This is a genomic window from Asticcacaulis sp. MM231, assembly GCF_964186625.1.
GTDB lineage: Bacteria > Pseudomonadota > Alphaproteobacteria > Caulobacterales > Caulobacteraceae > Asticcacaulis.
Genome location: NZ_OZ075110.1, coordinates 539,539 through 562,426 on the forward strand (window position 1 = coordinate 539,539; position 22,888 = coordinate 562,426).

Here is a 22,888-nt window from a genome sequence, read left to right on the forward strand (position 1 = left end):
ACGCCTTCGCCTTTTGGAGGCAAGAAGACTGAAGCACATTGAGCAATTTGCGTGCCCGCGCGATATTCTCAGTCCGGCCACCATTGGCGAACAAGCCGCAATGGCGGATGCGATGGAAGCCACTGGGAAGCACATGGATATGGCACGCATTTCTCCTCAACGGGGGATGAAGATGAAATGCAACCATAAGAATAAGATACGGTTTGCTATTATGGTTACTGGAGGATGGCTAACCGAACAGGTTTTCAATATCAGCATCCGACAACATATCAACGGCCTGTGCGTCCTCGTTAAAGAGGGCATCCGCGATCCCTTGCTTGCGCGCTTTCATCTCGTCCATCTTGTCTTCTATAGTGCCCTCAGCACATAGCCGGTAGACAAAGACGGGCTTGTCCTGCCCGATGCGGTAAGATCGGTCAATCGCCTGGGCCTCTACGGCGGGATTCCACCAGGGATCGTAGAGAATAACGGTATCTGCATGCGTTAGATTAAGACCGGTGCCGCCGGCCTTGAGGCTGATCAGGAAGATCGAGCTACGGCCTGACTGAAAACCATCTACCTCCTCTCGGCGATTTTTAGTTTTGCCAGTCAACATACCAAATGTCAGACCGGCATTTTCGAGGCGCGCGGCGATCAGGTCGAGCATGCTGGTGAACTGCGAAAAGACGATGATGCGTCGACCTTCCTCTGTGAGGGCGCTCACCATTTCCATCAGTCTATCAAGTTTGGCCGAAGGCGCGCTTTCGGCACCAGGCACGTCCAGAAGGGAAGGGTCACAACAAACCTGTCTGAGTTTTAACAGCGCGTCCAAGACGATGATATGACTTTTGGCGAGCCCACGTTCGGAAATGGCCTGCCGGACCTTCTTGTGCAGGCTTAGCCGGATGGTGTCATAGAGATCGCGCTGTTTGCCCTGCAGGGTGATACGCTCGATGATTTCCGACTTTGGTGGAAGCTCTTTGGCGACATCGGCTTTGGTCCGGCGCAACAGGAATGGCTTTACGCGCCTGACAAGGAGTTTCTGGACAGAAGAGCTCGCACTTTTTTCGATGGGGGTGCGAAAATCGCGGGCAAAATTGGAGCGGTCGCCCAGAAAACCCGGATTAGCGAAGTTCATCAACGACCAAAGTTCGCCTAGGTGATTTTCCATCGGCGTACCGCTAAGGCAAAAACGGTGATCGGCCTTAAGCTTGCTGATGAGACGTGTTGTCGTAGCGGCAGGATTTTTGATAGCTTGTGCTTCGTCCAGAATAAGCGCGTACCATTGTATGTTTTCCAGCCATGCGTGGTCACGGGAGACCAACGGGTACGTTGTCAGCACGATATCAGCCGTTGGGGCCTCTTCTTGCAAGGCACGCCGGTCTTTGCCGTGAAGCACCATCAGTTTAAGGTCGGGGGTGAATTTAGCGGCTTCGGCCTGCCAATTGGCAAGCAGACTTGTGGGCGCCACGATAAGGGCGGGCCGGGTCAGCCTGACGCAGGCTTTTTCATGGGCCAGAAACGCCAGTACCTGCACCGTTTTGCCCAGTCCCATATCATCGGCTAGAATGCCCCCGAGGCCGGTCTCTCTTAAAGCATTGAGCCAGGCGACACCCGTTTGCTGATACGGTCTCAGGTCAGCTTTGAAACCGTCTGGCAAGGTCAGAGGCGCAAGCGTCTCCGGCACGCAGAGCTGGCGATAGGCGCTCTTGACGGTGCCGATATCGGTCGAGCCTGAGCCAGTATCGCCATCAAAATCGAGAAAGGCTCTGGACGCCTTATGGAGGCGGAATGCTCCAGAACTTGTCACCGAAAAGCCGCCCAGACGCAGTTCGTGCAAAGAGATGATCAGTGGCAACAGACGGGTGATGGCGACTGAGAAGTAGCGGCCCGCCCTGTTTCTAAAGAAGTAGTTATGGTCGAGATCGGCCATGGATCGCAGATCGTCAAGGTCAAGAGCAGGGTTCGATATGAGATCAGCCAGCAGGGGGGCCAGATTGACCTTTTCACCGTCGACTTCGATACCCACATCCAGCTCTAGCCAGTCCAAGCCCGAGCTTTCGCGGAAGTCAAAATCAAGATCGCGCGTAACCTTGCCAATCTGAAAGGGGAAATTCCTGTCGATCTCGATCTCAACGCCCTGGGACTGAAGCGCGGGCAAAATCTCGTCAAGAAACGCCAACCACTCCAGATCGTCTTCGAAGGTCAGGTGGTGTGCGTAGGTTTTGGCAAGTGTAGGATAAATGGATGTGGCCTTTATAGCATCGCACTGAATGAGGGCGGTAATCAGAGAGGCCTCGTAGTCGAAATGGCGAAGGGCTCTTACGATGCGGCCATCTTTAACGGCTTCGACGTGGGTCCCCACGTCGTTTGCAAGGGCGCTCCACGTTCTGCGAATATTGGCGTAACGCATGGCGATTTCGATCAGTGGCACACTGTAGCCTTGGCCATAGCTTCCCGCTTTCGCCGTCATCAGTCTCAGGATGCGCACGGGTGGCTCCTCAGTTTCAATTGACGGCAAGGGTGGTTTGGGTAAAAGGTCGCGCCCCTGTGGCAGGGCCGTTTGCAGGGCGATAGCGACTTGGGCGGCATGTTCGGGTTTGAGCGCGGGGGCCTCAAGGAGGGCCTTGGCCTGTTTCAGGCCTATCGGGAACTCTATATCCCCGATCCGGCATTGCTCGGTGTCAACGTAGACCATGAACTCACCGCTAAACGCACCTGCGCCTTTGACCCGCAATCTGGGACGAAGTTTGTAGTCTCTGTCGCTGAGCTCCCAGTCAATCTCTCCGGGCAGGGGCTCGCCGCGATGCAAGGGACCAGTTTCCAGATCCTCCCAGTAAAGCCGGCCCGTCGCTATAAGCCGCTCAAGCGTGTCGACACTTGGGAGGGTGAGCCCCGTTGAGGTATTGGAGTACCAATAGCTTTGAACCTTCCTGTTGAGCGAAAGGTAGAGATCGATATCCTCCTGTAGAATGTAGCCGGGCCTGACACCTCGCTCAGCCCGATCAAAATTAGCGCGTTCGAGACGCTTCGAAAGTGCCCCAGACCTGTTCTGTCGTGACACCATGACATCGACGCAGAGACCGGCGGGGCCTTTAGGCAACAGAACGGGGCGTAGGATGTAGACCACACGTTTATTGACGCTGGGAGGATAGGTATGCGGTGTAGCTGCCGTGATCACGCCGTTCATCCAGATCTGCGTCTCGTAGGGTAGGGCGGCTGCTTCAAGCTCAAGCGCGGTGCTGTCCGGCGTGGCTTCGTGCGCTTCGTCTGACTGGAAATAGGTGATCAAAGTCGCTGCGACGTGTTTACAGTTATAGCCGACCGGGCAGGTACAGGAGCCTCGAAGCGCCGGGGACGGGCTCATTATTGCCTGGAGGCTGACCTCGGTGATGTAAGAACTGCGTCCTGAGCCTTTGACGCGAGATTGCAGGAAATTCTCAGAGGTCTTGCTTATGTCGAGGACGTGTCCATCCAGCGCATAGGCAAGTCCCGCCTGAAAGGTACGGGTGTCTATCAACCGCTTTAGCGTGCGGACGTGATCAATGGGCGCGTTCAAGTGGTCTCGCAGGTGTGGTGTGCAGGCGTCCAGGCTATTGAGCAACAACCGCTCACCGAGACAAGCCGGAAAAAGGAAGAAAAACCTATTTCAGCCACGCGACTATTTCAATTTGAATTTCTTATGGCCGTGTTTCAGTGGCGGGCCGGACGACCGGGTTCATCTGTCCTCACTTTCACCAGTCGCGCGCTCCCCCAACGGAAGTCTGCAAAAAAAGACGGTTATGGAGCGAATTATACAATCTCGCTTTGGCGGGACGCAGCGCATTCGCGAGATAAAATGCGATCCAGAAAAAGATGAAGTAGCGGCGATCGTGACGCTATCGGCCGCACGGGTTCGTGAAACCACACTGGATGGTCGATCGAATTCGGACGCGTGGTCATGGAGAATGAGTGGCTATGAGACGCTAAAAAATAGATAGCCAGGAATTGAGGGTCATTAACCGGCCCAATTTAAGATAGGGGCGGACATATCGCGCTCGTAGGATGTACGCTGTTTTCTATTTTCCAAAATGGTATCGACAATTTTCTCATATTTTGTCGTTGCCTGGAACAAGTTTTTCGCCACGCGAGGCCACATTTTCACCCAAATTCAATACGAATTTTTTTATCGTATTGAATTGACAATCTCCCGGGGAATAAAAACTTAGCGACGAAAAAAAACTCGCGCTGTGAAAGAAATCTGACAAGTGAGTTCCGTAAAACCGAACGTCTGCACCCGCGGCTCCATCAACCTGAGCCACTGCGATCGTTTTTTTATGTACGTCCAACCCGACAAAGAGTGTAGTCTGTTCCATGGTCCGCCTCCAGTGTCTGGGGATAGGCTCCCTATGAGCAACCCCCGTTGCGCTTGACGCCTTAGTTGACACTTCGAGGCGGGCCACTTCAATTGGCTAAGGCCTCACGGACATGATGGTCTAAGTCCTTTGAGCTGTCTTTAATGCGACGGTGTGGGCGGGCATTTCGCTCAATGCCTGCAGGCATGTTTGATGGATTTGTTTCAGGGCTGCCAGCATGCCCGCTTCTGGGACCCCACCGACCAGTGGATCAAAGGTTTGCGGCACGAGGCCTTGGCCCAGCATGACGGACATCCAGTTCTCCTCCTGAAATACGGTTTGATTTGGAAAAGAGGTCAGCCCCCGCTCACAAAACAAGTCTATTTTTTCGGCCAATGATGGGGGAATGCTCATATGACGTAGATAATCCCACATCGGTTCGCCGTGGCGACCATTGACGTGATAATGAAAGATCAGAAAATCGCGGATCGTTTCAAACTCCTCGCTCATGACGCGATTGTAAAGCCTCGCGGACACGCCATCTATCCGGCGCGTCGGAAATACCGTGGATAATCGCGTGAGTGCGTTCTGAATCAGATGAATACTGGTCGATTCAAGGGGTTCGAGAAAGCCTCCCGATAGACCTATCGCCAGGCAGTTTTTTACCCAAAAGGCTTGACGACGCCCTGTTGTGAATTTCAGGACGCGCGGATCTGCCCTAGGGGGCGTATCAAGGGCTTGAATCAAACTTGCCGCAGCGGCTTCGTCGCTGATGAAGTCGCTGGCGTAGACGTAACCGTTCCCCGTGCGATGCTGTAAAGGGATACGCCAGTGCCAGCCGGCACTTTGCGCGGTCGATTGGGTATAAGGTTTAATGTCCTCGCTCCGCCCTGACGGTATGGCCACGGCGCGATTGGCGGGCAGGTGGTTCGACCAGTCCTCAAAGGGGACATTCATTGCCTCGCCGATGAGTAAGGCGCGGAAGCCTGAACAATCGAAAAAGAAATCGCCCGCCACCTCGCGGCCATCGCTGAAACACAAGGTGTCGATACCACCGTCTTCAACATTTCTTTTGGCCTTGGTAATGGTCGCTTCTAGCCGCTGCACGCCGCGTGATTCTGACAGACGACGCATGTAGGCGGCATAAAGGCCTGCATCGAAATGATAGGCATAGGCCAGGGTGGATTTGGGTGATGCAGGATCCGCAGAGGGCCAGTCGAATTTACCGGCATAGGCAGCCAGGGTGTTCAGGCTGTAGTCGGCAAAGGCATGCCCCTGACCCATTTGCCGGGCTCTGATCCAGAAGGGGTGAAATGAATGGCCATTAATTTTGGCGCCTGTGTATCCGAACGGATGCATATAGCTGTGGCCGGGTTCACGCCAGCCACAAAACTCGATGCCGAGCTTGAAGGTGGCCTGCGTGGCGCGCATAAACTCGGCCTCGTCTATGCCGAGGCTGTGATTAAAAGCGCGTATGGGAGGGATGGTGGCCTCACCCACACCGACCGTGCTGATGTCGGCGGATTCAATAAGGGTGATGGTCGTCTGATGGGGGGAAAAAAAACGCGTCAGAAACGCGGCTGTCATCCATCCCGCCGTACCCCCGCCAACGATAACCAGCCTTTTTATCTCAGAATGATCAGGCATCTTATGATCCTATTGCAAAGCGTTAAACAGATCCAGAACGCTGTGCTGCCGGCCGGCGCTCCTGATATCAAACGGTCCGGCCCAATGCAGACCGTAGGCGCTGGCGCCGTCGTTATTTTGTCGGGTGACCGTTTGTGCCTGGGTCATAAGGTAGGTTCGATAAGGGTGATGGCCGATGACGCGGCTCAATTCGCCGAGATTGCGCACAAAGATGCCCTTGAAGGATGTGCTGTCGAGGTCGCAGGTCGAAAGCGGCTCGCAAGGTTCCGTAAGAATGCCGCCCGGCGAGAGATGCGGGCTGGCAATGACGGCATCGGCGATTTTCTGTGCCTCTTTCAGATAGGCTTGATCTTCAGTGGCGATCGCGAGTTCGGTCAGGCCACCCAGAATAACGCCTTGATTGTAGGTATAGGTGGCGCCCGCATTGTTGGTGCATGTAGGGGTATCAAGGCCATCATTGACCAGGCTATTTGGGTTGACCATGCCGCTGGCTTGCAGCCACCGCCAAGTGGCGATCGCGCGATCAAGATAGACGGTGTCTCCTATCGTCCGGTTATGGAGCGCCGCGGTGAGTTTTATATAGAGCTCATTGCTGATGGCATTTTTGTAGGTCTTGGTTACATCCCACCAAATACCGCCGCCACAAACCTCATCCCAGTAGCCACGAATATAGGCTTCGTCTGTGCGTGCCAGATCGAGATACATAGGGTCATGAGTCAGATCGTACATATCTATCAAGGCTAAAGCCCACCAGGCCGTATCATCGGTTGAGTCCCCCTTGAAGTCACCGAACTGATAGGACTGATTTTTCCTGAAGCTATCCTTCACGATCAGCAGGTAGGCCTCCGTACCAGTGGCCTGCATATAATCTATAAGGGCCGTCAACACATTGGCAGATTGCCACCAGTTGACATCCTGCCATTGACCCGTCTCGTTATTGTAGTCAACAGACAGAACTTTTGCTGCGCCATCTGCAGCGTGTGTAACCGAGACATCGGCGCTTTGGGTCTCATGACTTGCAAAGAGCGTCAGAGCAAGAGAAGTCAGAATAAGCCATAAGCGCATTATGTTCTTCCATCTCCATAAGGGCCAGACGTCATGTACGAGGCCGACTTTAGGCCGGTGCGGCTGATGCTTTCTGCGCACGGTCATGACTCAGAACGCTTGGAACCGCTGACGGACAATCACGTTTTGCTGAAAGGCATAGGGCATATTTGCCAGGGTTCTAAATAGCAGATTGATGCGCCGCTCGCCTGCCCTGGGTGGCAAGCTAACGCTTAAAGAACCTTCGGCAGGATCGGCTTTGGTGCCGATCAAGGTGGTGTCGTCATAAACGTCCACGGCGCCGGTTAGGCGGGGAAAGTCGATGATACCGCCCTCGGCCTGCACCTTGGCGAACGGCGTGTAACGGGCAGAAACGAGTGTATAGCCATCTTGGGGCTGCCCGGCTTGCAACTCACGCGGCCCGAAATCGTGCCACAACGTCATATCAATAAGTCTGTTCTTGAGCGCGTCTTCCCGCGTAATCTCTGGCGGAGCGTCATACCAATAATCAAGGACTTGAACAGATGTGGTGGTCGCCTGGCGCGCCGGGGCTTGCAGTGGCGCGATCCCGACACGAGATGTCGCGGCTTTTAGCCCTTCGGCTTGTGCCTGTAAGATCAAATCACCTGCGTGCGCCTGCGTCAGTACGATCACCTGAGCCAGGCCGTTGAAGAGGGCGCGTTGGTTACCCTTTTCCGAGGCCGCACTATTGGGATCGCCATTGCCAAGACCAATAATTTCGCCGTTGGTTACGGAAAAATGCACAAGGTTTTGCGCGATGGGGACGGCGCGTCCACGGGCGTCCACCGCCTCAATGCGAAAAGCCACCGCGTCAAGTCCGTCGCCCTTGGCGGTTTTCCGGTCTGGCGTCACCTTAAGCGCCACCGCTTCGCCGGTGGTCGCCACGCGCGTTCGGGCGACGACCTTACCGGCCTGATAGGCCAACGCCTCAAGGCGCCCTGGTGCGTAGGGAACCTGCCAAAAATTCATCTCGTACGTATCGACCACCTGTCTTCCGAGTGAGTGTCCATTTAGAAAGAGCTCAACATCATCGCTGTTGGCGCACACCATGACCTTAATCGGCTGGCCCTCACGGCCCACCCAGTTCCAGTGTGGCACGATATGAAGAACCGGCTGTGTCTTTATCCATTGCGTCTGGTGAATGTAGAAGGCATCCTTTTCAAAGCCGCACAGGTCCATAATACCGTACATCGAAGAATTGGTCGGCCATCCCCAGGGTGAGGGTTCACCATGGTAATCGAAACCGGTCCACACAAAGCCACCAGCGATGAAGTCACGTTCTGCGATCATCTTCCAGGATCCACGGTGCGTGGCCCATCCCTTCGGAGGATCGTCATAGCCAGACGTCAGCCGTCTGTCCTTATCCGTGACATAGGCACCGCGGACACTGTAGTTGCTGGTATCCTCTGACGAGGTCAGCGCAATATCGGGATGCGCCTTGTGGAAAGCGTCATACTTGTCCTGCTGATAGTTAAAACCGACAACATCGACGGCTTGAGAGACGTTTATCGCAGAGAACATGCCGCTGTTCATGGCGGCCGTCACGGGGCGCGAGGTGTCGAGCCGTTTCACCTCGTGGGCCATGCGCCTCACCATTTCATATCCGGCAGCCGAGCCCTGCATCGGTTCTTCGTTGAACACTGACCACAGGATAATGCTCGGATGGTTGCGATCACGCCGCACCATCCAGCGTACATGATCCATGTACTCCGGAGAGGGATTAAAGAGGCGGTTCTCGTCCATGACCAGCAAACCATACTGGTCGCAAAGATCAAGAACGACGCTGGAGGGCGCGTTATGGGTGCAACGCACGGCGTTGCAGCCCAGCTCTTTAAGACGCCGAATACGATAATCCCAAAGGGCATCGGGTATCGCGGTGCCTACACCGGCATGATCCTGGTGGATGCACACACCCTGAATTTTGAGCGGCTCGTCATTCAAATAAAAGCCTGTTTGTGCATCGAACCGCGTCGTGCGAAAGCCGCAGGTCGTTACGAGCCTGTCCACACATAGGTCGCCGTCCATGACGCAGGTTTCGACGGTATAGAGCGTCGGGCTCTCTACACTCCATAATGCAGGACTATCGTGTCTGAGGCTTAGCTTAGCCAGGCTTTGATCGAGGGCCGGCACCGTGACGGATAGGGTCTCGGTGTCGATGATCGTACCCTCTTTATCTTTCAAGCTGACCTTTACAGATAGGTTTCTGTTGTCTTTTGCCGCGCTATAAAGCGTGACCTCCACAGGCAATGTCCAGCCGGACGCCAGTTTTACAGGATGGGCAAAGACCCCATCGGTGATGATATGAACCGGATGGCGCTTGACGATGCGCACCGTACGATAAAGGCCCCCACCTTCGTACCACCAGCCCTCCATAGCCTCGGCATCAACGCGTATGGCTAAGGTGTTGAGCGCGCTGCCGTAAGTTGTAAAGGGGGTCAGGTCGATGTAGAGACTGTTATACCCGCTCCAGTTATGGGCGATAACGTTACCGTTGTACCAGATGGTTGCGTGGGTGGCGACGCCTTCAATCTGAAGTTCAATGTGCTTAGCCGTATCGTCGGGCTCAAAACGCAAGACATTACGATACCAGGCTATGCCGCGCTTTCGATAGCCCTGGGCGCGATTGAAACCTTCTTCAATGGGCTGGAAACTGACAAAATCATGGGGCAGGCGTACAATGGGCCACTCTGAGTCGTCAAAGGTCGGCGCCGCAGCGCCCCACGCCTTGCCGGCCTTGGCATTATCGTAGGAATCGTCCTGAGATAAAATGTCGGGGAAGGGCACGTCGCCCTCATGAAAGCGCCAGCCGCTATCGAGCAGGAGGCTCTCCCGCGGCGAAGCCCCCTGGGCTTCAACAGCCAAAGCCGGACGCCCAAAGGCCAGACCTGCCGCAACCAGAGTACTGCCACCTACCAAAAGGTCTCGTCGGTTTATAGACATGTGCGCCTCAAACTTTCGCATGATAGTTGCCACAAGATAAGCATGTCCAGCCAGCGAACCCCATCTGGTGTTGGGCCACAAAGCGTTATCGACTTTTTTAACAAAGAGAGACAGGCCGCGCAATAAATATTCCAATTTAATAATTCGTAGAATATTGATTGCGCAATGCGGGTATGTGCCATAGTCTAGACGCAGCCTTACCTTATCGCCTCCACCAATATGTTTAGTCCCTTTTGCACCCCTTTTTTTCATGGCCACGCTGACCCCAGACTTGATACGGCTCGGCATGTAAGCCCTGGTCCGATCACGTTATGAGGCGGGTAGGATCATTCTTAGGCTCAGGCATAGCCTTTGCGCTTTTGGCCTACGCGGCGTTCGCTTTGAGTGATGCCTGCGTCAAGGCGCTGCAGGGGCGTGTTGTGCCCTGGCAGCTTGGCTTTTATGGCAGTGCCTTGTCATTTCTGATTTTACCCTTGATGTGGCGACCCGGTGACAGGCTCAGTGATCTTATACGCCCGCGGCGGCCGGCGACCTGGTGGTTGCGAGGCGGGCTTGCGACCGTCAATATGTTCGCCAGCATCATAGCTTTTAGCCATTTGCCAATGGCCGAGGCCTTTGCTTTGATTTTCCTGATGCCGCTCCTTATCACTATTCTGTCCGTGCTGTTTTTACGAGAGCGGGTCAATGTGAAGGCGTGGTTCGCGGTTATCCTGGGCTTCGTCGGCGTAGTGACAGTTTTGCGACCGGGATTCCGTGACATTGGCATTGGCCACATAGCTGCCATGCTGTGTGGCTTATCGGGGGCAGGGCTGTTCGTGCTTTTGCGGCACACGCGGGACGGTGAAAAGCGGATCACCTTGTTTGGCGCCGGTGTGCTGTGCCCTATGATGGTAAGCTTCTTACTCATGCTGCCTGGCTACACCCCGCCTGACCTTTGGGAATGGGTGATTGTTAGCGGATACGCCCTGCTGGCCGCCCTGGCTAACATGCTGATGATGTACGCTTCGCGACTCTCGCCGGCCAGTCATCTGGCGCCGACACAATATTCCCAAATGCTCTGGGGTGTTGGCCTGGGCTATGTGCTTTTTGGCGATCATGTCGATGCCTGGACCTATGTTGGTATCGGCTTGATCTGCTTCGCCGGGCTGTGGCGTTTCCTGCCCAAGCGCTGGCTACGCGCCTTACTGCCCGTAGCCCCAAGGTGATGCGGCGCTGACGGCGCCTTGTCACCCTAAACCACCGTGAACGAGGGGGGCCTATGCGCCTTGTCCGCGCCAAACTTAAGATTGGGTTTGGGGCCCATTTCGAACATCAGCACGCCGCCTGACATGAGGTCGGCATGACTGATCCAGGACCGTGAGTGCGGTTTGCCATTCCATTTAACGCTTTGAATGTAGATGTTGGCCTCATTGGTTTGCGGTGCCAGAATACGCAGTGTCTTGCCATTGGCGAGCGGAATCTCTACGCGCCTGAAGAGTGGTGATCCGAAGACATAGATACAACTGACCGGATCGACGGGATAAAAGCCCATGGCGCTGAGAATATACCAGGCGCTCATCTGACCACAGTCTTCATTGCCAGCCAGGCCGTTGGGATCGGCGCGGTATTGCGATCTTAACAACATGCGAACCCGTGCCTGGGTTTTATAATGTGAACCGGTATAGGCATAGAGATAGGCGATATGGTGGCTGGGCTCGTTGCCGTGAATGTACTGACCGATCAGGCCTGTCATATCCGGTGGGGCATCAGATGGCAGGTCGGAGGATGCATTGAACAGGGCGTCGATCTTGGCTTCATACTGCGCATCGCCCCCGAACAGCGCCATATAGCTATAGATATCATGCTGGACGCCAAACGTGGCTTGCCAGCTATTGCTTTCTGTATAATCCCACCAGACCTTAGGGTCATGCCCCATGCCGCGAGGGTCAAAAGGCTCGGCCCACGCGCCTGTTTTTAAGCGGGGCCTCGCGAACTGCGTGTTCGTGTCAAATACATTCCTGTAGTTTTTGGAACGGAGGCGAAGGGCGGAGGCCGCCGGCTTATCGCCCGCCGCGTCAGCGATCTGTGCCATCGACCAGTCATCATGGCAGTATTCGATGGTTTTTGAAACCGACTGATCTTCCTGGTCCGCAGGGATGTAGCCCTGAGCACGATAGGCATCCAGACCTGAGGTTGAGGTCTTGAAGGCAAGCTCTTTATAAAGGCGCCAGGCTTTTTGCACGTCGATACCTGGCAGGCCCTTAACGATAGCTTCGGCGATGACCGAGTCAGAGTGCCAGCCGATCATGCAGTGGGTTTCTCTTCCCTGCAATGGCCATACGACCGGACCATAGGGGCTCTCCACACCCTGGTCTATCAGGTTTTGCGCGAAGATCGCGGCCCGTTCCGGGGCTATGAGGGTCATCAGGGGATGCCAGGCACGATAGGTGTCCCAGAGGGAATAGGTCGAAAAGTTGTTGCGCCCTGTCGGCAGCTTGTGCACGGCCGAATCCATGCCGCGGTAACGTCCATCGGCATCGCAGAAGAGGGTTGGCGCCATGTGGGCATGGTAAAGAGCTGTGTAGAAGATCTTGCGGTCTTGATCATGGGGCGTTTCGACCCGGATACGTGACAATTCGCTTTCCCATGCCCTGTCCGCCGCTTGACGCAAGCTTTCGAAATCCCAGTCTGGAATGTCGTGCGTCAGATTGTTCAGAGCGCCCGCGATATCCACCGCCGACACCGCCACCTTGACCATCAGAGGAGCCGAGAGGCCTTCACCGTATTTGAGCACGGCCTTCAGGCAATCGCCTTCAACACGCTCGCCGTCTACCCGCTCATCTTTGCTAAAGAGCTCCAAAGAGTCAAAGGGTTGTGAGACCTTAAGGGCAAAGTGGAGAATCCGGCCGTCAGCCCACTGATTGACGCAACGTGTACCCACAATCGTGTCATTTGAAACGCGTTCCATGTGAGCGAGATAGACGACCGGGCGCTTGTAGACATCTTCCCGCGCCCCGTGTTGCCAGTCCAGCAGCACATGGGCGGGCCGTCCGGCCGGAAAGGTATAGCGGTGCAGCCCGGCGCGGGCAGAGGCCGTCAGTTCGGCGTGAATGCCGCTATCAGGGAGGGTAAGGCTGTAATAGCCCGGCGCGGCCGTTTCCTGCTCGTGGCTCACGCGCGCGCGATAGCTGCCTTCCGGCGCCTCAAGCGTGCCTGGCTTGAGGCTGACCTCGCCTATCCGCGGCACCACGAGCAGATCCATCATATCACCGACGCCCGTACCGGAGAGGTGGGTATGGGAAAAGCCAAGGAGGCTTTTGTCCTCGATATAGTAGCCCGAAGAGGCGTCCCATCTGGCGTTGTCCGTATCGGGCGAGAGCTGCACCATGCCGAAGGGCAAGCTGGCCCCTGGATAGACGTGCCCGTGCCCGCCCGTGCCGATCATCGGGTCGACGAAGGACGTATAGCGTAGAGGTTTCGCGCCGGCGATGGCGTGAAAGGGCAGGCTGGCGGCCACGCCTGTTGCGGTGGCTAGGAGTTGGCGGCGTGAGATCATGGTGGCGCTCTTGAACACTGCTAATGGCGAAAAAAAGCTCCGGACAGCCATGCTGCCCGGAGTTCCGGTGACCTGGCCTGGCTGTTCAGGCCCTGGGAGACGGTGCCGGATTAGTAGGCGTATTTCAAGGTCAGCAGAGCCGTACGTCCCGATTGAATGATATCGGAAATGGCTTTGGATTTTTCTCCGATATGGGAATAGTAGGTGTAGTTCTTGAACAGGTTGGCGATGGACAGATCAAGCTGAACGACGCCAAAATCATAGCCTGCGTGCACATCGAGATGCTGTACCGGATCAACCCACAGATTGTCCCATGAGCCGCCCTTGCCCAGAACGTCGTAATTGGCAACGTAGGCACCGGAGTAATGGTAGGTGATATCGACCGTAACCTTTTCGCGGGCGTAGTAAAGACCCAGATTGGCCGTCACGTCCGGAGCGTTCTGCATACGCTCATCATGGCCCCAACTGGTGCCAATATCGGCTTTGGAGGTTTGTAAGGCCAGATTACCACCGATCGACAGGCCATTGAAAGGCGCGGGCATGCCGTCAAATTTCTGTTGCCCTTCAAACTCGATACCCAGGACCGAGGCATCGCCGCCGTTTTTCGGCTGGCTGATCAAAACCGCGCCGCTACCCGAGGTGGCACTGTTGATATAGCCGGTGCCGCTGTCGTAAATATAGTTGCTCAAGTCTTTGTAGAAAATACCAACACCGTAATAGCCGCCATTGCTGGTGCGCCACGTGCCGTTGGCATCGAAGTTGACCGCATCGATCGCTTTCAGGTCAGGATTGCCTTTTGTGATGGTGGTCGTGCCGGTCGACGGATCGTATTTGCTGCTGGAGCTGCCCCCAAGCTGAAACATCGGCGGACGCGTGTAGCTCGTCCAGATCGAGGCACGATAGACCGTTTTGGCGTCAGGACGGTAATTCAGGAATACGCTTGGAAGAACCTTGGTAAAGCTGGCCTTATTGGACTGGAATTCGCCCGGTACTTCAATCACGTTCGTCGAATCATCGGGATCGGGCTCGAAGTTGCGCACCCAGTAGGTATTTTTGACGTCCGTCAACTCGTATCGGATGCCGGGGATGATTTCGAGCGTATCTGTTGCGAACTTGCCCATCACATAGGCCGCGCTGACGGTCTCGGTGCCCGACAGTGTGTTACAGTTGTAATTGGTAAGCACGCCCAGTGCTGTACCGCCACCGGTACAGATGTCGCTTGCGGCATCAAGCTTTGCCTGAGTATCCGTGAGTGCGTTGTAGCGTGCGGCGACGACCTGATGGTTGACGATAGGCACCAGATAATCATACTTGCCAGGGAAGCCGGGATAGTAACCGATGATGGCGGCTGTATCGGCGCCGAGGCTGGACGCCGGATCGGGGTCTGTGACCGTATAATCGCGATTACTGACATCGCGGTTGCTCGTTACGTATTTCGCGCCAAACGAGATCGATTGCAGAAGCCTCTGGTCGAAGTCATAGCCGCCATCAAAGCGCGCGCCGTATTTTTCCTGCTGGCTGAGACCCGATGTCACTTCATAACAGCAAGGCGCTGGCATGGTGCCGGGATTGAGGGCTGTAGACTCCATGCCGGGCGTCAGGTGGGCGACCGGGAAATTATCCGCGCCATAGGTGACAAGCGTTGCGGCTCCGTAAGGTGCTGCACCACTGCTGGTGGAACCGGCGGGAATAGAGGTGGTCCACATTTCCAGATGGTTGGGGCGGTCGTTGCGGCCGAAGGAGTAGAAGACGTTCGGTTCAAAGTGCCACTTGCCGACGCGCTTCTTTACACCCAGGTCGAGCGTGCTGAGATTGGAGTGCAGAGGGTTGGTTTCATACCACAGACGGTTGGATACCGCCGGGATGGTCGTTTGATAGAGGCCGTTGCCAACGGCGATATAGCCGTCTTTAAGGTTACCGTCAGCATCCAGGGGGCTGGTGCCTTCATTGCGCACCGTGCCTTCACCTACGATTTGATTGAGGCTCGAATTCTGTGTCGTCCAGTCATGGGCGTAGGTGAGGTGCATATAGTAGCTGGTATCCACGTCCGGACGCCAATCAAGTGATACCGTGCCGCCCCAGAGTTCGGTATGGCCGCTGGAAACGCCGACATTGAAGCCCGTCAGGATAAGATCCTGAATGGGGTCCATGCCTGACGGGATATTGCCATTGGCGTCCACATAGGACAGGGCGTAGGCCCGGTCACCGCCGGACGCTTCCATAACGCCGCCGAGTTCCGAATTGGCGTAGTGGCGCAGATTGTAATAGGCGCTGACATAGACACCGAAATTCTCTTCAGCGCCGAATTTGCGCGAAAAGTCGGCCGCAGCGCCGTAACCGGTGCTGTCTGCACCCAGATCGTCCGCCTGGCTTTCAAAATTGCCACTTACAGAGAGCGAGCCTCTTTGCTTGCCCTTGAAGTCAAACGCCGTTGGCGTGCGGAAATCAATCGTTCCACCGATCGCGTCGCCATCCATATTGGCGGTCGATGTCTTATTGAGAACAATGGTTTGCAGGCCGGAGGGCGGAATGAGGTTGAGTTGAACCCCGCGCGAATAGGGCTGGGCCTGGGCCACGGCCACGCCGTTGATCAGGTTGACATTGTACTCCGAATTCATACTGCGGATCGAGACATACTGCCCTTCACCGCGCGACGCACCGTCGATACCGCCAATGAACGAGTTGCCGGTCATCATGACGTTGACGCCCGGCATGAGACCAAGAATTTCTGCCGCATTGTGCACAGCCGTACGCTGAAGGTCGGCCGCTGAAAGGACGGAAATTGAATTGTCCGATTTCAACTGCATTGTTTTCGCTGTGAACCGGTTGCTGACGATCACGACCTCGGTGCTGCCTGTTTCTGCTGCCTTCGCATCGGGTGCAGCCTCCTGCGCCCATGCCGAGCCACATAGAAGGCCTAGGGTCAATACGCCTGAGCCGAGCGCCGTGGCGCTCATAAGCGTGGCGGTGAATGTCTTTCGCATGATCGTATCCTGGGGCTAGAATGACATAAGGGCAGGTCCAGGCGCGCTGGACGGACGGTGAAACAAAGGATTCCGGCGCTGACTCAACGGAGAACGGTTCCGTTTGTGGCAACACCGGTAGCGGGTGTGTAAGGCGACCCACATAGGTGACGTGTCCAGATCTCTCGGGGCCAGGTTGATAAACTTGGCGAAACGAAGGTCGTTTCGTCGAGGTGCCGGTTTGGCGGGTTGCGTATGTTTGACATCCTGAGAGTCAAGACTGTGTCTGAAAGTTGGAATAAAAATTTCATAAAGTCAAAATAATTTATTTTTATTTCAAAATATTCCGAAGGCTAAGGGTAGCTTTAATATGTTGATTAATAACGATAAAATAAAATAACCTTGCGCAGTTCTGCGCAAGGTTATCTGAAATTGTTAGAAATGATGCAGAAAGGACACAAAAAATCCCAGCCGGCGAGAGGCACTAACAGTGGATGCAGGTCGGATCCAAAAGGTCATGCAAAAGGGGATCAGAGGCTTCCCAATCGCCAATCGCCGGGTGCAGCAGGAAGGCTTTGCGAGCGATCAGCCTGGCCAGAGGATGGGAAAGGGCGTTGTCTTGATGGTCGGCGGCTGTCATGGCTGATTTAATGGCTGCCCGCTCATAGGCTTTGACGGCATGGACCAAACCTTTGACCTCGTCCGGCAAACGACCCAGCGGTTCTGGGATGATAGAGTTTCGGCTCACCTGACAGGGGGTTTCGATAATGTCAGCAGCGGCTAGATCGCTCAAGGTGCCATTATTGCGCGTGTTGACTATGATGCGAGAAGGCGCCTCAGAGCTCAGCGCTGTAATCACATCCATCGCTATCTTATGGTATCCGCTGGCAACACGGAAGGGATCTTCATCAAAGGTTGCCTCAGCGTCAAAAGCCGAGCCGCCCTTGGCTTCGAGGCGCATGTAAGATCCTGACCGTCGGTTGAGATAGGCGGCATAGGTGGCGATCGCGTCTTGATTGGAGCCGGCGCGCAGTTCTGCATCCAGGGCTTTCAGTAGCGATTCATTGAGTTTTTCAACCTCGGCACCGCGGCTTCCACCATGCATCTTTTGCTTATCCAGCGCCTTGCGACGATTATAATAGAAATAAAGGTACTCTGTCGGGATGAGGCCCAACTGGCGTATCATATCGCCGTCAAATAAGGGGACATGATAAAAACTGGCCAGAAGCGCATCATCCGCCAGAACCTGGGCGGTGATGTCCTCGCCGCGCAGGCGGATTTTGCGAATCCAACCGAGATGATTGAGGCCTATATATTCGCAATGCACCTCATCATGGCGGGCGCCCAAGGCCCTGGCAATGTGATGCATCAGTTCTGTCGGCGTGTCGCATATGCCAACGACCTTGGCGTTCGTATGGGTGGACAAGGCCTGAGTGATGAGTCCGGCCGGATTGGTGAAGGAGACTATCCAGCCTTCAGGGGCATATTTTTCAACAATACGCGCTTGTTCGAGAACAACGGGCACGGTCCGCAGTGCCATCGCCGCGCCGGCGGGGCCGGTGGTTTCCTGGCCCGGATAATTGTTTTTAATCGCCGCCAGTTCGTCCGCGGCACGCGACGTGATGCCGCCTACACGGATGGAATTCATGATGTAGTCGCAACCCTCGACAGCGGCCTCTATCTTGTCGGCGACAGTGATCTTGAGTGTGCCCCCTTCGCGGGCGACGATAGCCCGCCCCAGAGCCGCCATGAGCTGAACCCGGTTTTCGTCGGGATCATAAAGCGCCATTTCCCGGATACCCAGGTTTTGGGCAATGTCATTAATGCCGAAAATAACAAGAGGTGTTCGAATGCCGCCTCCACCAATCAGGGATACTTTGCCGTTAAGCCCGTTCGTAGGTTTGGTCATAAAAACTCCTGTACATAGAAAGTGGCGGCAACCCGTTCAGGGCGCCTGCGGATTGCGTGGATAGGGCGCCGCTTATGCAAGCGCGCTGCAGGCGGACAAGGGGCGTACAGTCGTCCAGAAGTCCGTCAATAAAACCGACATTGAACGCGTCGCCCGCCCCCGTGGTGTCGATGGCCTTAACGATGGGCGGGTGCGCATGATAGCGTTGGCCGGCGTATTCCGTCATAGCGCCGCGTGCTCCCAGTTTTAATGTGGTGGCCCTCAGGCCTAAGGCTTTTGTGCGGCTGAAGTAGCTGTCTTCGCTGGCCTGACCACACAACAGCTCGGCTTCTTTCTCGTTAGGCAGGAAATGATCTATCTCGCGCAGTGTGGCGGCGTTCACCGGATCGCCCAGCCACTCAGGTTGATAGCCCACGTCCAGTGACGTGGTGCAGTTCGCCGATTTTAGGCGTGGCAACATGTGTTCAGCCACCTCACGGCTCAGAGGCATGGAAAAATGGACATGACGCGCACGTGTCATATGCCCCACGGCCTGATCAGACATCAAGTGTGCCCCGAGGTCGCGGTTCAGGCCTGTGTGGGTAAAGAAACTACGATCCTGAAGGGTCGATACACTCACGGTCACGCCTGTGGCGCCCTCCATCGCAAGCAGGCTGTCATGGAGTACGCCGAATGTGTTCAGTCGGTTATAAATCCACTGTGTGTCGCTGCTACCCATAAGGCCCATCAGGGAGACGGAGCGGCCGATCCGGGCCAGACCGCAGGCGGTCGTAGCCGCGCCGCCACCGAGTTCCTTGGTGTAGGCGTCTGTCAGCACCTCTTCACCCGGGCGAGGCCAGCGGGCGAACCCGCTGAACACATGGTCGAGATAGATTTCGCCTACAACCGTTACATCCAGCGCTTTCATGACTTTGCCTCAAAGGGCCAGTCTTTCTGATGGAAAGCCAAGCCGAGGAAAATCGCTGCGCCGATGGCAAACAAGCCCATGCCCATAAAGATATAGATCAGCTTGGAGGTCGTGACGATATAGATCCAGCCCGCAAGTGAGATCAAAGCCGGTATCGGGAAGAGTGGCATCTTGTAGGGTTTGGCATCCGTGCCGGTTCCACTCAGGTGGTAATCCTGTTGGAATTGCTCCTGTAGCTGCTTGCGCCGTAGAATGACGGCCAGGCACTGGAAACTATACTGAAAGAGAGTCTGGACCACGATAAGAACCGAAATGAGGGCGTTCAGGGACAGAAAGCAGGCGATCGCTGAGGCAACACCCATGACAACCAAAGAGACCGTTGGGAAGTGGCCCTTGGGATGCACGGCCGCAAAGATTTTGAAAAATTTTCCTTCAAGCGCGGCGGCATACGGAATGCGTGAATACCCCAGCAAAACGACATAGGCCGAGCCCCATCCCGCGATCATGATCAAGATGGCGACAATAATGCCGCCGGTGCGGCCGTAGAGGTGGGCCATGAAGTCCGCCACGACCGCCTTCGACACCATGGCTTCGCGCCAGGGTACGACACCCAGGATGGACAGGTTCAGGCCACAATACAGTAAGGCGATCAGGACGATGGCCCAGAGGATTGATCGCGGAATAACCTTGCGGGGCTGTTTGACTTCACCGGCCAGCATACACACATTGCTGTATCCGCCGTAATCATAGACCGCGATCAAGGTTGTCGAACCCAATCCCATGAGGAAGCCCGTGGTCATGTTGAAGGCGCCGGGCGGAAAATCAAAGGCGATGCGGGCATCGAAATGGGTCATGCCGGCGAAGATGATCCATAGCAAGGAAACGACCACGATGGCGGTCGTGATGAGAGAAATGATCTGTATCTTACGGATGTTGCGATACAGGAGCCATGTGTTCAAAAGGCAAAGAGCGGCTGCGCACAGCGTCAGGGTCGTGGCCTTAAGCTGCGGAAAAAGATAACTGAGATAACTCACAAAGCCGACGGCGCCAGCGGCAACATTAAGCGGGCCATTCATGAGAGATTGCCACAAGAACAAAAAGCCGAACATGTTGCCGAGCTTTTTTTCGTCAAACAGGCGACGCAAATATTGATAGGAGCCGCCTGAATGCGGCATGGCGGCGCCAAGCTCGGCCCACACAAAACCATCGCTAAGGGATATGACAGCGCCCAGAATCCAGCCGATCAGGGCTTGTGGTCCACCCATGGCTCCCAAGGCGAGGGGGATCGTAATGAAGGGACCAATACCCACCATGTTGAGCATATTGGCTGACAGGGCGCCCCAGAATCCCAATTCGCGGCGTGGCTTTAACGTAGCCGCCACCGTGATGTCGGCGGGGATGACGGGGGGAGGGGCTGCCATACCAGTTTGTCCTTTTAGAGATGTACAACCTGACCGGTTGTCGCTGAACGGGCCGCGGCCTCAGCCAAGGCGAGGGCGCGAATCGCGTCCTGATAGCCGACGCGTGGTTTTGAGGCGCCGGTGATAATGTCGGCAAAATGATCGGCTTCGGCGCGATAGGCGTCGGCGTAACGCGACAGAAAAAAGTTCTGGAAGGTGTCTGCCTGAGCGCCATCCTGACCCCAGTGCGATACAGTGGTTTCGGTCAGATTGTCAGCTTTAAGCAGGCCTTTTGATCCATAGGCTTCGATACGTTGATCATAGCCATAACCAGAGCGACGTGAGTTGCTTATGACGCACATCTTGCCGGAAGCCGTTTTGAGTACGGTGCGCGCCGTATCGAAATCCCCAGCGCTCCCTATCGCCGGATCGATCAGACAGGCGGTGGTTGCGAAAACCTCAACGGGTTCTTCGTCGAGCAGAAAGCGAGCCATATCAAAATCGTGGATCGCCATGTCCTTAAACAGCCCCCCGGACACCTTGATATAAGAGACGGGTGGGGGGGATGGATCGTGACTGACGATCAGCAAGGATTCCAGGCTGCCAATACGCCCGTCTAGGATGTGTTGCTTAAGTGTAGAGAAATGCCTGTCAAAGCGACGGTTAAAACCCAGAAGAAGGGGGACGTTGTCGCCACTCATGACCTCTGCAGCGCCGAGCGCCGCGGTCAGATCGAGATCGAGAGGCTTTTCACACATGACAGCCTTGCCTGCGGCCAGCGCCTGGCGCGTATGGTCCAGGTGCTGATCCGTGGGGCTGGCCACCACGACACCCGCTATCCCGGGGTCGCTTAAAACCGCGTCCAAGCTCAGAATGTCTGCCCCGACCTGATAGGCGAGAGCTTGGGCAGAGTCTGGCACGGGATCGACGATCGCCTTCACACGCATTTTGGCGTGGGCAGCAATATTTTTAGCATGTATTCGGCCAATCCGGCCGGCTCCTAAAATGGCGATATCTAACATGATCAGCAGCTCTGAGGTTAAGGGGTGGGTGCAAACCAAAGATTTAAACGAAAAAGTCCGGCTACCTAACCCTCAAAACGGCAAGACAGGCATGGGCAAAAAAACAATTGCATTATTTGGAACAAATATTCCAAAATAAGTCAACATGGAAAAATATTCCGGCAACCAACTTATGCCAATGTTCAATCTATTATTGTATGGTATGCCAGAAGAAATTACCTCTAAGCAGGACCATTCTAAGGATTAGCCATGAAGTCAGGCACGGCTGAGACAGCCAAAATCGCCCCCAAAAAAATGTCGCCTCCCCAGACCAGCGCGGATCTCAAGGCGCAGGTGATGGCTATGCACAACTCGTTCAGCAAACGGATGAAACAGATTGCCAGTTACGTTCTGGATCGCCCGGAAGAATTAGCCTTTGAAACACTGGCTGTCTTTTCTGAGCGCTCAGGCGTCCAGCCGTCCGCTATTGTTCGCTTTGCAAAGGCGCTCGGCTATTCTGGCGCCAGTCAGATGCAAAAAGTGATCCGTGACGGGCTTCTTGCCAGCAACATGACGCTAGGTTACGGCGAGCGGGTCCGTCAGTTCAACAAAAAAGTCGGACAGGCCAGTTCCACAGGAGGGGCTGATATATTGGCTGAATATGTCGATGCTGACAGCCTCTCCTTGCAGAATCTGAAAGAAACGACGAGCGCGGATGACGTATCGGCGGCCGTCGCGCGGATCATTGCCGCTGATACCCTTTACATCGTAGGGTTTCGCCGGGCGTTTCCTGTCGCGGCCTATCTGGCCTATTCCTTTCAGAAAATGGGCAAGCCCACCATATTTATTGAAGGTGTTGGTGGTTTTTCCCAGTCGCAAACCCGCACCATTCGGCCGGTCGATATCATGCTGGCCGTCAGCTACCAACCTAGCGCCGAAGAGACTCTGGCCTGCGCCGAGATCGCCCATCAGAACGGCGCACCGATTATTTCGATCACGGATTCTATCGTCAATCCTATTGCCCGTATGTCTGTCCAGGCCTTCCAGGTGCGTGAATCTGAGGTGCGCGCTTTCCGTTCTCTGACGGCGTCTTTATGCCTTGGGCAAACCTTGGTTGTTGGCTACGCCTTCGCCTCAGCCGAAGCCGACGGCTTGTGATTATAGTATAAAATGATCGCGGCAATGAAATGATAATTGCAAAATGAAAA

At 55.3% G+C, this 22,888-nt stretch carries 14 protein-coding genes; 3 read left to right on the plus strand and 11 right to left on the minus strand.

The features are described 5' to 3' along the window. Positions 1-229 precede the first annotated feature (229 nt). The 5 genes from ABQ278_RS21475 to galA form a co-directional block, all read right to left on the minus strand. Positions 230-3,538, minus strand: a complete 3,309-nt coding sequence (locus ABQ278_RS21475) for a DEAD/DEAH box helicase (RefSeq protein ID WP_349323032.1) — start codon at positions 3,536-3,538, stop codon at positions 230-232. 529 nt (positions 3,539-4,067) lie between these two features. Further along, on the minus strand, positions 4,068-4,334 hold the full coding sequence (locus ABQ278_RS21480; RefSeq protein WP_349323033.1) for a hypothetical protein: 267 nt from the start codon (positions 4,332-4,334) through the stop codon (positions 4,068-4,070). Positions 4,335-4,454: 120 nt separating this feature from the next. Then, complete coding sequence (locus tag ABQ278_RS21485; RefSeq protein WP_349323034.1) at positions 4,455-5,960, minus strand: tryptophan halogenase family protein; 1,506 nt, start codon at positions 5,958-5,960, stop codon at positions 4,455-4,457. Positions 5,961-5,969: 9 nt separating this feature from the next. Beyond that, positions 5,970-7,025, minus strand: a complete 1,056-nt coding sequence (locus ABQ278_RS21490; RefSeq protein ID WP_349323035.1) for a glycoside hydrolase family 76 protein — start codon at positions 7,023-7,025, stop codon at positions 5,970-5,972. A 90-nt stretch (positions 7,026-7,115) separates the two neighbouring features. Next, positions 7,116-10,253 carry a beta-galactosidase GalA gene (gene galA / locus ABQ278_RS21495; RefSeq protein ID WP_349323036.1) on the minus strand — a complete coding sequence of 1,046 codons (3,138 nt, stop codon included), beginning with the start codon at positions 10,251-10,253 and terminating at the stop codon, positions 7,116-7,118. 23 nt (positions 10,254-10,276) lie between these two features. Between galA and ABQ278_RS21500 the strand changes: the two genes are divergently transcribed. Continuing rightward, positions 10,277-11,170, plus strand: a complete 894-nt coding sequence (locus ABQ278_RS21500; RefSeq protein WP_349323037.1) for a DMT family transporter — start codon at positions 10,277-10,279, stop codon at positions 11,168-11,170. A gap of 26 nt (positions 11,171-11,196) precedes the next feature. On the opposite strand, the gene ABQ278_RS21505 is transcribed toward ABQ278_RS21500, so the two are convergent. The 6 genes from ABQ278_RS21505 to iolG all read right to left on the minus strand — a co-directional run bounded on the left by ABQ278_RS21505 (position 11,197) and on the right by iolG (position 21,701). Then, complete coding sequence (locus ABQ278_RS21505) at positions 11,197-13,500, minus strand: GH92 family glycosyl hydrolase (RefSeq protein WP_349323038.1); 2,304 nt, start codon at positions 13,498-13,500, stop codon at positions 11,197-11,199. A 110-nt stretch (positions 13,501-13,610) separates the two neighbouring features. After that, entirely contained in the window at positions 13,611-16,484 is a 2,874-nt protein-coding gene (locus ABQ278_RS21510) for a TonB-dependent receptor (RefSeq protein ID WP_349323039.1), read from the minus strand. Between the two features lie 463 nt (positions 16,485-16,947). After that, entirely contained in the window at positions 16,948-18,372 is a 1,425-nt protein-coding gene (locus ABQ278_RS21515; RefSeq protein ID WP_349323040.1) for a 6-phospho-beta-glucosidase, read from the minus strand. Continuing rightward, entirely contained in the window at positions 18,347-19,279 is a 933-nt protein-coding gene (locus tag ABQ278_RS21520; protein WP_349323041.1) for a carbohydrate kinase family protein, read from the minus strand. Before ABQ278_RS21520 ends, ABQ278_RS21515 begins: the two co-directional genes overlap by 26 nt. Next, on the minus strand, positions 19,276-20,700 hold the full coding sequence (locus ABQ278_RS21525; protein ID WP_349323042.1) for an amino acid permease: 1,425 nt from the start codon (positions 20,698-20,700) through the stop codon (positions 19,276-19,278). Before ABQ278_RS21525 ends, ABQ278_RS21520 begins: the two co-directional genes overlap by 4 nt. A gap of 14 nt (positions 20,701-20,714) precedes the next feature. Then, entirely contained in the window at positions 20,715-21,701 is a 987-nt protein-coding gene (gene iolG / locus ABQ278_RS21530) for an inositol 2-dehydrogenase (protein ID WP_349323043.1), read from the minus strand. Between iolG and ABQ278_RS21535 the strand changes: the two genes are divergently transcribed. Together ABQ278_RS21535 and ABQ278_RS21540 are read left to right on the plus strand one after the other, a co-directional pair. Further along, on the plus strand, positions 21,700-21,840 hold the full coding sequence (locus ABQ278_RS21535) for a hypothetical protein (protein WP_349323044.1): 141 nt from the start codon (positions 21,700-21,702) through the stop codon (positions 21,838-21,840). The genes iolG and ABQ278_RS21535 overlap by 2 nt on opposite strands. A 110-nt stretch (positions 21,841-21,950) precedes the next feature. After that, on the plus strand, positions 21,951-22,838 hold the full coding sequence (locus tag ABQ278_RS21540) for a MurR/RpiR family transcriptional regulator (RefSeq protein WP_349323045.1): 888 nt from the start codon (positions 21,951-21,953) through the stop codon (positions 22,836-22,838). The last annotated feature ends 50 nt before the right edge of the window (positions 22,839-22,888 follow it).